A 12457-nucleotide genomic window follows, 5' to 3' on the forward strand; every position below is an offset into this window, starting at 1 on the left:
GGTCATCCCCTCCCCGTGTCGTCGTCCGGCGCCTGCGCCGCCTCGGGCGGGGTCGGCCGGAGCCTGGGTTTGCGGAGCGGGAAACGCGCGGTGGGCGGATCGGGCTCGGGGGCACCGGGTCCGCGTGCGGAGACGGTGGGGCCGGCCTCGGGGCGGGCCGTCGGGCCGGCGCTTCCGGAGCCGGGGCGGGGAGCCGCCGGGGCGCCGGCTTCGGTGGCGGGTCCGGGCACCGGTCCCCCGCCTTGTCCTTCGGAAGTCCCGCCGCCCGCAAGGCCCTCGGAGGCCCCTGGCCCGGTCTTCCCGTCGGAAGCGCGCCCTTCGGCCTCCGCCCCCGGCCCGCTCTCCCCCCGCCGCCGCTGCGGCAACGGTCGTGTGGGTGTCTCGGAGGTGTCCCCGGACCATGGGCCGGGCCCGCTCACCGGTGGGAGCAGTGCCGTGCGACCCGGCCCCTCGTCCGATTCCCGCACGCTCACCACTCCTGCGAACAGGCCGACCAGCGCCAGGAGTTGGGCCGTATGCCCGAACGCTCCACGGCCCGCGCCCACCGGATCTCCGGCGCCCGTCGTCGCCGCGATCCCCGCCCCGAGGAGGGCGACGAACGCGAGCGGTACGAGGAGTGCGTGCCGCCGGTACGCCAGCAGGGCCAGCGCCGGGACGAGCAGCGCGAACCAACCGGCTATCACGATCCCCACCGCCGTCAGCACCACCGCGCCCAGCCACAGCCCCGGCAACGGCGGCACCGGCTGCGGCGCGTCGGGGTTCGGTTCGCGCCGGCGCCACACGGCCAGGCCGACCAGTGCCGCGAGTCCCACCGCACCGCCGATCAGCCCGCCCTTGTAGGTCGTCGACGGCTCGTACGACAGCTTGACCGTGCCGCCGGAACCGGCCGGGATCTGCCAGCCCTGCTGCCAGCCGTCGAGCCGGACCGGGGTCAGCTCCTTGCCGCCCAGGGTGGCCTTCCAGCCGTCGTTGTAGTTCTCGTACGTCGTCAGGTAAGTGGCCGCTCCCGAGCCGACCGACACCTCGCGGCGGTCGCCCAGCCAGTCCCGTATGGTCAGTTGACGGGTCTCGGCGGTGGGCTCGGTGACCGTGCCGCGCGTCAGCGTCACATCGGTCAGGGTGAGCGGGCCCGCGTCGCCCGCCTCGACCCGGTGGGCGCCCGCCGTCAGCTCCAACTCGGCGTCCGAGCGCCCTTGCTGACATAGCGTCACGTCAACCCGTCGGCGCTCCACCAGGTCTCCGACCGTCCCCTTCACGCTCGTCTGGTACAGCTTCCCGTCCACCGCCACGTCCGGCCCCTGCCCGCACGGCAGCGAGAAGGCGCGCGAGGACTTCGGCTGAGGGGTGCGGTACTGGTCGAGGGCCGGTATGTACACCTCGTTCAGTCCCACGGGGAGTTGCAGGTCCTCGTCGGCGACCGGGTTGTGGAGGGTCATCGGGGCCGTCTGGGTGATCGTGATGTCGAGGTGGTCCGTGGTGATGGGGTCGAAGCGGACCACGCCGTTCTCGTCCACGCCGGCGATCGTCGAGCCGTCCGGGGAGCTGATGTCGACCTGGGTCGCGCGGGTCGACAGACCGCCCGCCGGGGCCAACACCACTTCGCCGATGGGCTGTTTGCCGGTCCAGGAGAGATGGATGGTCGGGCGGTCGCCCGCGATCCACGCCGTCGTCAGATCGCCGTCGGTGAGGTTGCGCGCCGACAGGTCCGCGCCCAGGGACGCGGTGGAATCAGCCGTCGCGACGAGGCGCTTCTGCTGGTCGGGGGCGACCTGGTAGAGCAGCTTGTCGAGTTCCTCGCCGCTCACCGGCACCGCGTTCGCCTTCACTTCGTACGTCCCCGCCGTGGCCGTGGTGAAGCGGCGGTGCAGGCCCGCTTCCGTGCCGGTCGCGGAGAGGCCGGTGGGGTCGGGGGTGCGGTGCAGGGAGATCTGGGTGGCGTCGGCGTCGGTGGCGTCGTCCGCGTCCGTGGGGAGCCGCAGCAGGCGGGTCACCTGGAGGTGCGGGAGGCTGATCTCGGAGAACCCGGCACCCGTCAGCCCCGAGTGCCGCTGCACCGAGTCGACGATCGTCAGCTTCATCCAACTGGTCTCGCCCGCAACGGCCTTGATGGTCTGCGTCTGACCGTTGGGGCGCAGGAAGCTCGTCCTGGTCCCCTTCTCCGTCTGCACCCGCACCTTCGTCGCCGCCGACCGCACGCTCTGCTGCGGCAGCGGGGTCACCTTGAAGGACGACGGCATGTCGTACGTGCCGCTGAACCCGATCCGCAGCCACTGCCCGTCCGCCGAACCGGGCGCGCCCTCGGCCCACGCGGTGTCCGGGTTGCCGTCGAAGGCGTTCACCGGGTCGTACTGCGGGAGGTAGAAGAGCCAGTTGCCGCTGGAGGAGGCCGTCACCGAGCGGGCGCCGCGCAGTTGGGCGACCGTCTGGTGGGCGAGGCCCTTGGCGGGGAGGATCTGGTGCGGTCGCTTGCCCGCGTCCTGCACGGCGTCCGGCGCGTTCCGCTCCGAACTCGTGTACGTGTAGGACGTGTTGGCGCTCACCAGCCCGAACCGGGTGTCCGCGCGGCGCAGGCCGTCGCCGACGACCTGGAGGGCCGGGGTGCCGAGGCCGGGAGTGTTGTCGCCGGTGAGGACGGTGGCCCGGCCGCGCAGCTCGGAGGCGAGCGGCAACAGGGCCTCGGGGCCGCCGGAGACGACGGCCGTGTCGGAGACGGGCAGCAGATGCGCCTGCCCCGGACGCGGCACGCTCGTGTCGGACGGCTGGTAGATCTCGACCGCCCGCTGACGCGGATACAGCCCCTCCACCTGGAGGGGCGCGTCATGCGCGATGACGCCACCGGTCATGACCGGCCCGAAGCCCGTCACCCGGGTATAGCCCGACTGCTGCAGCGTCCGCTTCACGGTCGTGGTCGGCACCGAGCCGATCTGGTCCGGGTCGAGGTCGTTGCGTACGACGACGTAGTAGATGCCGGCCCGGCTCAAGTAGTCGGCGAGTCCCGGGACTTGGCCCCCCGACGTCAGCGCGTCCTCCACGGCGTCCATCGCGCGCCGGTTCCCGGGGGTGCCGAAGGGGACGTAGTCGCGTTGTGCCCAGCGGGACTTGGCGAGGACGTCGAGGGGCTGGTCGATGGGAGAGCCCCAGCTGTAGATGCCGTGCGCGGTGGCCGGGACGACCAGGGCGCGGGAGTCGGGGGAGTACTTCTCCAGCCAACTGGCCGTGGTCTTCCAGTACTTGGGGAGCTCCTGGAAGGAGCCCGGGTTGAGGATCGAGCCGTTGAGATACGGCCACATCAGCCCCGGCAGGATCAGCACCGCCGCGATCAGCGGGGCGAACCGGCGCCCGCGCACCGGACGTGCGCCGCGCGGCTCGGTGGCCACCCCCACCAGATGGGCGAGGCCCAGCACCAGGGCCAGAGCAAGCCCGGTCTGGAACTTGTAGATGTTGCGGAAGGGGACAAGGCCGCCGTTCAGCCAGTCCTGTACGACCCCGTGGAAGGGCGCGCCGAACGCACCGCCGTACCCGGCGAGCAGTACCAGCGCACACGAGACGACGGTCAGCACCAGCCACCGCCGCTCGGGCATGTCACGTCTCGCCAGCCCGGCGAGCCCCAGCCCGGCGGCCAGGGCCGAGCAGACGATCACGATCACCGACGCGGCGACCGTCCAGCCGGCCGGCAGCCAGGCCTGCCCGAAGTGCAGATAGGCGACCCAGTTGCCGGACCCGCGCAGTGCCTCGGTCGCCGACATGGTGGCCGTCGTGGTCTGCGACGTCTCCACGTACGGAAGGAAGTTCTCGCCGTAGACGCCGAGCATCAGCAGCGGTATCCACCACCAGGCCGTCGCCACGATCACGCCCGGCACCCACCAGGCGATCAGCTTGCGCTGCCGTGGACCGGGCGGGCGGGACAACAGGTACAGCCCAACCGGCAGCAGTGAGGCGAGAGTTGACGCCCCGTTGACTCCGCCCATGAACGGCACGACGAGCGCCGAGCGCAGGGCGGCGACCCTGGCGCTGTACCGCTCGTCGACCAACGGGAGCAGTACCCACGGCAGAAACGCACCCGGCAGGGCCGCCGCGGACGTGGACCCGACGACGATCGTGAACACCGGCCACAGCGCATACGCGACCCCGGCCAGCAAGCGCGCCCCGCCGCTCCCGATCCGGAGCCGCTCACTCAGCCGCAGCGCACCCCAGAAGGCGACGGACACGATCAACGACAGCCACAGCCGCTCGGCCAGCCACACCGGCAGCTGCAGGACATGGGCCAGCCAGTAGAACGGCAGCATCGGCCACAGATAGCCGGCGTACTGGTCCTGGATCCCGCCGAAGCTGCCCTGGTCGTGCCACAACTGCCCCAGGTCGGAGAGGAACGCGCCCGGGTCGACCGTCACACCCAGCTTGGTGTCGAAGGTCTGCCGGCCCGGGTGCACCACCAGGAACAGGACGAACGCCACGGCCCAGAACCCCACGAGCCAGCGCCGCGACCGCGGGCCCTCGGGCGGGCCCGAGGTGGCCGCGGTGGTGGGGACGGCTGCCGGAGGAGGAGCCTGGACCGTGGTCGTCATGGGGGACACCGCCGGAGAATGAGGAGGAGGTTCCAGGTGGCCAACTCCCTTATGCCGGGCGCCTTCACGACGGTCTCGGCGAGGAACGGCCAGTAGCGGGAGCGCGCCGAGACGACCGTCACGTCGTCGCGGGCGCGGACCTGCCGCAGGGTGGCGCCGATGTGCACGGCGAAGAGGTTCTCGCCGAGGGTGTGCTTGGCCGGTTTACCGGTACGGCGCCGGTAGCGGGCGCGGGCCCGTTCGGCACCGAAGTAGTGCCAGGGGGCCCACTCATGGCCGCCCCAGGGGGACAGCCAGTTGGTGAACGACACATAGATCAGCCCGCCGGGCCGGGTGACCCGGGCGAGCTCACTGAGAAACGTCTGCGGATCGTCGACATGCTCCAGCACATTGGAGGAGAAGGTCACATCGGCGACCCCGTCGGACAGGGGCAGCAGATACCCGTCCGCGATCACGGCCCCCTCGGGCGGCTTCTCCCCCAACTCCCGTATGTCGGGCTCGAAGAGGTAGGCATACGCACCCCGCCGCCGGAACTCCTCGGTGAAGTACCCACTGCCCCCACCGACGTCCACGACCGTACGACCGGCGACGGGACCGCCGTAGGCCTCGACCTGGTCGGCGGCGTCACGGGCGAGCAGCGCGTAACAGGATTCGGGATCGTCCTGCTCATGGAGGAAGGCCCGGAAGAGGGCGAGGGAGCGGCGTATCGAAGGGTCCTTGAGACTGGTCATGGGGACCAGCTCCTCACCGCCTCGGCGGCTACCGCGCGAAACTGTCTGACGGTCCGGTGCCAGCGGTAGCGGGCGGCACGGTCGCGGGCCGCCTTGCCCATCGCCTCGCGGCGATGACCGGACAGCGCCAGGGTGCACCAGGCGGCGGCGAACGAGGACTCTCCCTGCGCGAGCATCCCGGTCTCCCCGTCCACGACGGAATCCCTGAGCCCCGGCACATCGAACGCGACCGTCGGCGTCTGACGGGTGGCAGCCTCGGTCACGACCAGACCCCAGCCCTCCACCGCGGACGGGTGCAGCAACAGCCACGCAGCGCACAGCAGCCGGTGCTTCTCCGCCTCGGACACATGACCCGCGAACTCCACGCCAGGACCGGCCAGTTGCTCCAACCGGCCCCGTTCCGGCCCGTCGCCCACGATCACCAGCCGACCGCCGGTGACCGGCCGCACCCGCTCCCAGAGTCTCAGCAGCAGATCGATCCGTTTGTACTCGACCAGTCTTCCGACGGCCACGAACAGCGGCTCGGAGTCCTTGGGCAGCAGCGGCCCCGGCTCCTCGACGCCGTTGTGGACCACACGGATCCGGTCCCGTTCGACACCGATCGCCCGCAGGGCGTGCGCCGTCGAGGGGGAGACGGCGACCAGCAGGCTCCGCTGCTGCGCACCGGTCAGCGCCCACTGTTCGAGTCTTCGCCCGATCCGCGCGGCCGGCGCCAGCGCTCCGCCGAACCGCATCTTCCACAGGTCGGAGTGGACATGGTTGACCAGACACAGGGTGGGGCCGTGGTGCCAGAGGGGCGCGAGATACGGCATCCCGTTGCAGACCTCGACCAGCAGATCGGTCTCGCCGACCTGGCGGGCGAAGGCGGAACGGGCCCGCAGGTAGTGGGCGAACTCGCCGCCGGCCGACACGACCCGGTAGTCCCGGAACGCGGCAGGGCCGCCGCAGATCAGCGTCACCTGGTGACCGAGGCCGGTCAGCCCCTCGGCAAGGCGGTCGACCAGCAGCTCGGAGCCGCCGGCGGCCGGGTTGTCGAGGTCCCGGTGGGCGAGGAAAACGATGCGGCGCGGTTGTGGGGGGAGCGCCTGGAGGTGCTGCGGCGCCCACGGGTGGGCGTCATGCAGCGGGGACGGCACGTGCTGGGGCATGGGTGCTCCAACTCGTCTCTGGGTGCGGAACTCAGTGGTGGCTTTCTGGACTTGCTGTGGGGGGACTGAGCTCTTCGTCGGTGTGGGATGTGGACGGGTTGTGCTGGGGTGGGGGTGGACAGTTTTCGCCCAGCCGTTCGCCGCGGCTACTCACCTGGGTGACAATTTGCGGCTTTATTAGAACTGACGTCATGTCACATCGTGAGTTGAGGTTCGGGCAACTCGCTCATTTCTTCCGGTTCCGGTCGCTTACGCCCTCGTACCACCAAAACGCCACCCACTACCGCCAGTACGAATCCGGCCACAGCCGCGGTTATCGGCAACGTCTGCCCCACCATGCGCAGTTGACCGCTCTCCTTCTTCGCCAGTTTCACCTGGGCCTTCTGCGTCGCAGTGGTGAACCCCAGTTTCTTGCTGTCCAGAAGCAGCACGTCGTCGTACTTGTGCCCCGGGGCGCGCAGCGTCCGGCGCGGTCCGACCTGGGCGTAGATCACCCGGCCGGTGCGCTGGTCGACGACCAGCTCGATGCCGTGGTTGGAGTACCACTCCTCGGCCAGGACCTGCGGTGTGTTGTTCTGGCCGACGAGCGCGCCGGGAACCAGCCGTGTTCCGATCTTGGTCGGGGGGACGGTTCCGGTGAACCGGTAACCCGTGTACCCCTGGATCTTCTTGGTGCCCGCGTAGTGCAACACCACCGTGTCGTCCAGCGAGTTGTCCCACCAGGTGTAGGAGCGTCGCTGCACGTCGAAGGGGAACTTCAGATACGCGTCGCCCTCGAAGTACGGGTTCTCCCCGCAGCAGTGCACCGGCTGGTTGGTGTGCCGGTTCGTCACCCAGCGGTTGACGAAGAACTCCAGCGCGTCGTGCGGATCGGCGGCCGGCAGCGACTTGTCCGTGTCGACCGTCGTCGTCACGTCCCACACCGCCCGCCCGCTCTTCTCGCTGTCCGCGACATTGCCGCGCACCTGCTGGGTGACGGTGATGCGCTTGTTGTACACGGTGTCCAGCTCGTCCGTGTCGAAGTAGGCACCGGTGCCACGGTAGACGGCGGTGGTGTCGATGTTGATCGGGTTCACGGCGGCCCGTGGCTCGACGTACCAGACCAGCATCGGCGCCAGGACCAGCAGAAACGTGCCGAGTCCCAGCAGGATCAGGGAAAGGGGGGAGGCTGTACGGCGCATCCGGACACTCCTGGGGCGTGATGACGGAGTTCGGGCCGTTCTATGGGCCGCAGACCGTAGGCTCCTCTTGACGAAAGTGTCAATGCCTGTCGAGACTGGGCCGACAAGCAGGGGTGGGACACCGGGGTGTGGGGACGACCTCCGGACAGAGAGGCTGACCCTGCGATGTCCAGACTGCTCGCAGCCGTACTCACCGTCGTGGCTGCCGCCGCCCTCGCCGTGGGCGCCGCCCTCGGCATCGTCGGGCTGCTCGACCGGACCCCCGCGCAGCCCGACACGCCGCTGATCACCTACGAGCAAGCCGGGCAAGGGAGTTGACTCCGTGACGCCCGCTCACCCGCCGACCGTCACCGCCCGCTCGGCGTGGCACGACGTCCCCCGCTTCCAGGTCCGCCGCTTCGCCGCCCTCGCCATGGCGGAGGCTCCCGCGCTCGCCGAGGAGATCCTGCGCGAGATCAAGCGCGAGTACCCCCAACTGCCTCTCGTCCTCGACGAGTCGGGCGAGCCGATGGCCCTGATCGGCATCCGCCGCGCCCTGGAGGTCTTCATCGAGCACCTGGAGAAGTCGGAGGGCCGGCCGACCGTTCCGCCGGGCGTCTTCCAGGAGTTCGGCCGCGGCGAGGGTCTGAACGGCCGGAGCCTCGACTCGCTCCAGGCGATCTACCGCATGGGCGTACGACTGACCTGGCGCCGTTTCGCCGACATCGGCCAGCGCGTCGACATCCCGCCACCGGCGATGTACGAACTGGTCGACGCGGGCTACCAGTACCTGGACGGCCTGGTCGACCAGTCCGTGCGGGGCTATGCGGAGGCGGCGGCGAGACAGGCCGGTGAGCGACTGCGTCTCCAACGCCGTCTGATGGAGCTGCTGTTGGCGGAGTATCACCGGGGCGACCCGGCCGACGCGCTCACCGAGCGGGCCGCCCGGGTCGGCTGGCCGCTGCCCCGGAAGGTCGCCGTCGGCGTGCTGCTCCGCCCGGCCCGGGAGGCGGTCGCGCCGGCCGTGGGACAGGGCATCCTGCTCGACATGGAGTACGAGCAGCCTCGTATGGTCGTCCCCGAACCGGACGCCGCCGGCCGCCCCGAACTCCTCCACCGGGCGCTGACCGGTTGGTCCGGCGCGATCGGACCGCCCGTCCCCCTCGCCGACGCGGCGAAGTCGCTGCGCTGGGCCGAGGCGGCCGTACGCCTGATGGAACGGCGGCTGCTGCCCGCCGGGGACGTCCTGTACTGCACGGAACACACGGAGGCCCTGGTCCTCCTGCAGCCCGAGGAGTTGATCGACGACCTCGCCCTGCGCTGCCTGGCACCCCTGGGGCACTGCGGTCCGACACACGGGCGGCGGCTCGCGGAGACGCTGCTGGCCTGGCTGGAGACCCGGGGCGGAGCACCGGAGGTGGCCGCCAGGCTCGGCGTCCACCCCCAGACGGTCCGCTACCGGCTCCGCCAGATCCGCGAACTGTGGGGCGACGGGATCGACGACCCAGACCGCCGCTTCGAGCTCGAACTCGTGCTCAGGGCACAGCGGTTGAGGGGGGTGTTGGGGGAGACGGGACGTCAGTGAAGCCCAGCCCTGGGCGTCGGCGTCGACTTTCCGTCACTTCTTGCGCTGCTTCCGCCATGCCTCGTAATGGTCCAGGAGGGTCTCCTCGACGGGCCGGTAGGTGATCCCCAACTCCCGTATGCCGCGACGGTTGTCGACCTCGAAGCGGATGCCGAGGTGCTTGCGGATGTAGTCCTGGGTGAGACCGAAGGCGGGGCCGAGGATGCGAACGGGCCAGTGGGGGAGGCGGGTTCGGGGCAGCCTCAGGTCTCTCGGATACCGCGTCCGGATGATCCGGGCCATGTCGTGGAAGGAGGACATCGTCTCGGCGGCCAGGATGTACCGCCCGTGCGCGCCGGCCGTCTCGGCGGCGGCGATGTGCGCGTCCGCGAGATCGCGCACATCGACGGTGGTGAAGCTGAAGTCCGGGGCGCCGTAGAAGAAGTACCCCTTGAAGAGCTCTTCGAGGAGGAAGAGGCTGCCGGACTCGGAGGCCGGGGTGAGGGAGGGCCCGAGCACCAGCCCCGGATTCACCGAGACCATCCGCCACCGTTCCTGCGCCCGCTCGGCCTCCCAAGCGGCCTGCTCCGCAACGGTCTTGGCGTAGTGGTACGGGTTGTTCTCGACGGTACTGGTGGTGTTGAAGTACCCCTCGCTCAACACCCGCCCCTCCATGTCCATCACATCGACGTAGTCCCCGAAGACCGCCCCCACGGTCGAGGTGAACACGAGCCTCCGCACACTCGGCGTCCGCTCGATGCTCCCGACGACATTCCGCGTCCCGGCCAACGCGGGCTCGACCATGTCCCGCTGCCCGTCCTTGATCTTCTCCGGCATCAGAAACGGCGAGGCGACATGGAACACGACCTCGCACCCCTTCATCGCCTCGTCGAAGGACCCGTCGACGAGCAGATCGGCCTCGAAGAGCTCCAGCCGACCGGGGTGGTCGTCCTGCATGGCGCGCAGGGGGGCGACCTTGGGGGAGGCGGTGGTACTGCGGACGGTGGTACGCACGTGATAGCCGCGCTCCAGGAGCCGCAGCACCAGATGACTGCCCACGAAACCACTGCCGCCGGTCACCAGAACGGGTGCCTCGCCCGGTCCTCCATTGATGTCACCCACCAGTGCTCCGATCACGTCAGGACGGCCATGGGGCCGCTCCCGGATCAGGATCGGGCATGTACTGGCCAGAAGGGAAGATAGATCGTCGGGATCAGGTGGTCTGCGCAGAACCATTGCCCGGGCAAACAGCTCCGCCTAACCTGTGTTCGTCATGCCGATCGTCTGTTGAAATTTCGAACGCAGACACCTAGTGAAAATCAAGGGAGGGGGCCGGTCGTGGGACGCCTCGTACCTGCCGTGACCCGGGCTCTCGACATTCTCGAGCTCTTCCTCGACGGGGACGGGACGCTCTCCGCCCCCGACATAGTGCGTAAGCTGCAGCTGCCGCGCACCACCGTGCACGAGCTGGTGACCACGCTCGCCGCCCGGTCGTACATCGTCCAGGTGCCGGGGCAGCCCGGACGCTACCGGCTGGGTGTACGGCCGTACCAGCTCGGCAGCCGGTACGCCGAGCAGCTGGATCTCGCCGCCGAGGGGCAGCAGGTCGCCCGGTCCGTGGCCGAGACCTGTGACGAGACCGTTCATGTGGCCATCCTCGAGGGCACCGATGTCATCTACATCGCCAAGGTGGACTCGACGCACGCGGTGCGGATGGTGTCCGCCGCGGGGCGTCGGCTGCCCGCCCACTGCACGTCCGTCGGGAAGATGCTGCTGGCCTCCCTTCCGGAGCCGGAGCTCAGCGCGCGCATCCCGGACGACGCCGAGCTCGTCGCGATGACACCCAACAGCATCACCGAGCCGGGCGCCCTGCGCGAGGCCCTCGCGCAGATCCGGCAGCGGGGGATGGCGGTGGAGAGCCGGGAGTCCAATCCGGACGTCAGCTGTGTCGCCGCGCCGGTCCGGGACCGTACCGGGCAGGTCGTCGCCGCGCTCTCCATCTCCGTCCCCATGATCCGCTGGAGCGACGAGCGCCGCGCCGAGCTGGAGCAGCTCGCCGCCAAGGGCGCCGTGGAACTGTCGGAGCGCCTCGGCCACCGGACCGTCGCATGACGCCGTACGAGGTGGCGGTGCGCGCCGAGGCGACCCTCGGCGAGGGCCCGACCTGGGACGCGGCCGCCGGGCGGCTGATCTGGATCGACATCCTCGGCGCCCGCGTGTACACGTACGACCCCGTGTCGGGCCGTCGCACGGTCCGGGTGACCGACCAGCACGTGGGCGCGGCGAAGCCCAGGGCCGGAGGCGGGCTGGTCCTGAACCTCCGGGACGGGGTCGGGCTCGTCGACCCCGACGGCACCTTCCGCTGGCTGCACCACGAGGTCGTGCCGGGGCGGCGCGCCAACGACGCCGCCGTCGCCCCCGACGGCTCGCTGTGGGCCGGCACCATGCGCTACGACGAGGCACCGGGTGGCGGCACGCTCGCGCGGTTCACCGGGGAGGGGGCCGTGGAGACGGTTCTCGACGATGTCGCGGTGAGCAACGGGACCGGGTGGAGCCCCGACGGCCGGCTCATGTACTACATCGACTCGCCGACGCGGCAGGTCGACGTCTTCCGCCACGAGGACGGGCGGGCCGTGGACCGGCGCCGGTTCGCGCAGATCGAGGAGGGTGCCGGCTTCCCCGACGGGCTGACGGTGGACGCCGACGGCTGTGTGTGGGTGGCCTTGTGGGACGGCGGTGCGGTACGTCGCTACACACCCGACGGCGAACTGGACCGCGTGCTCCAACTGCCCACGCCCCGCGTGACCGCCTGCGCCTTCGGCGGCCCCGACCTGACGGACCTGTACATCACCACGGCCCGGGTGGGCCTCACGGCACCCCACCCGATCGCGGGCTCCCTCCTGGTCGTCCCCGGCGCGGGGAAGGGACTGCCACAGCCGGCGTTCGCGGGCTGAGGCAGCGGAGGGCTGAGGGACGGGACGCCGGCGCCGGGGGGAGGGCGGCTGAGGGGGAGTGCCCGAGGGAGAGCGGCCGAGAGTGCCCGACGGCGGGCTGTTCAGCCGGCCTCCGACCGCTCCACGCCTGACCGCTCCACGCCTGACCGCTCCATGCCCGGCGCCTCCGCGCCGGACCGCTCCACGCCCGGGGCCTCCACCCCCGACCGCTCCACGCCCGGGGCCTTCACCCCCGACCGCTCCACGCCCGGGGCCTCCACCCCCGACCGCTCCACGCCCGGGGCCTTCACCCCCGACCGCTCCACGCCCGAGGCCTTCACCCCCGACCGCTCCAC

At 70.8% G+C, this 12457-nt stretch carries 9 protein-coding genes and 1 pseudogene; 4 read left to right on the top strand and 6 right to left on the bottom strand.

Annotated features, from left to right (window positions below; all coding sequences use genetic code 11):
- Positions 1 to 2 precede the first annotated feature (2 nt).
- From ACWC09_RS16700 to ACWC09_RS16715, 4 genes are all read right to left on the bottom strand, one after another.
- Entirely contained in the window at positions 3 to 4565 is a 4563-nt protein-coding gene (locus ACWC09_RS16700) for an alpha-(1->3)-arabinofuranosyltransferase domain-containing protein (RefSeq protein ID WP_450851262.1), read from the bottom strand.
- Complete coding sequence (locus tag ACWC09_RS16705; RefSeq protein WP_450851263.1) at positions 4562 to 5296, bottom strand: class I SAM-dependent methyltransferase; 735 nt, start codon at positions 5294 to 5296, stop codon at positions 4562 to 4564. Before ACWC09_RS16705 ends, ACWC09_RS16700 begins: the two co-directional genes overlap by 4 nt.
- Positions 5293 to 6444 carry a glycosyltransferase family 4 protein gene (locus tag ACWC09_RS16710; RefSeq protein WP_450851264.1) on the bottom strand — a complete coding sequence of 384 codons (1152 nt, stop codon included), beginning with the start codon at positions 6442 to 6444 and terminating at the stop codon, positions 5293 to 5295. Before ACWC09_RS16710 ends, ACWC09_RS16705 begins: the two co-directional genes overlap by 4 nt.
- A 194-nt stretch (positions 6445 to 6638) precedes the next feature.
- Complete coding sequence (locus ACWC09_RS16715) at positions 6639 to 7625, bottom strand: DUF3068 domain-containing protein (RefSeq protein ID WP_450851265.1); 987 nt, start codon at positions 7623 to 7625, stop codon at positions 6639 to 6641.
- Positions 7626 to 7790: 165 nt separating this feature from the next.
- Between ACWC09_RS16715 and ACWC09_RS16720 the strand changes: the two genes are divergently transcribed.
- Positions 7791 to 7943 (top strand): hypothetical protein, encoded by a 153-nt coding sequence (locus ACWC09_RS16720; RefSeq protein WP_450851266.1) that lies wholly within the window; start codon positions 7791 to 7793, stop codon positions 7941 to 7943.
- Between the two features lie 4 nt (positions 7944 to 7947).
- A complete protein-coding gene (locus tag ACWC09_RS16725) occupies positions 7948 to 9189 on the top strand; it encodes a PucR family transcriptional regulator (RefSeq protein ID WP_450851267.1) in 1242 nt (413 codons plus the stop codon).
- Positions 9190 to 9222: 33 nt separating this feature from the next.
- On the opposite strand, the gene ACWC09_RS16730 is transcribed toward ACWC09_RS16725, so the two are convergent.
- Positions 9223 to 10290, bottom strand: coding sequence for an NAD-dependent epimerase/dehydratase family protein (locus tag ACWC09_RS16730; protein ID WP_450851268.1), 1068 nt, complete (start codon positions 10288 to 10290; stop codon positions 9223 to 9225).
- A gap of 216 nt (positions 10291 to 10506) precedes the next feature.
- Between ACWC09_RS16730 and ACWC09_RS16735 the strand changes: the two genes are divergently transcribed.
- Together ACWC09_RS16735 and ACWC09_RS16740 are read left to right on the top strand one after the other, a co-directional pair.
- On the top strand, positions 10507 to 11280 hold the full coding sequence (locus ACWC09_RS16735) for an IclR family transcriptional regulator (protein ID WP_450851269.1): 774 nt from the start codon (positions 10507 to 10509) through the stop codon (positions 11278 to 11280).
- The gene (locus ACWC09_RS16740) at positions 11277 to 12122 is read left to right on the top strand and encodes an SMP-30/gluconolactonase/LRE family protein (protein WP_450851270.1); all 846 of its coding nucleotides are present in this window, start codon (positions 11277 to 11279) and stop codon (positions 12120 to 12122) included. The genes ACWC09_RS16735 and ACWC09_RS16740 overlap by 4 nt, the downstream gene beginning before the upstream one ends.
- A 101-nt stretch (positions 12123 to 12223) precedes the next feature.
- Here the strand turns inward: ACWC09_RS16740 and ACWC09_RS16745 are convergent.
- Positions 12224 to 12457 (bottom strand): annotated as a pseudogene (locus ACWC09_RS16745) (hypothetical protein); the annotation flags it as partial.

The organism is Streptomyces sp. NPDC001617, from assembly GCF_053596855.1.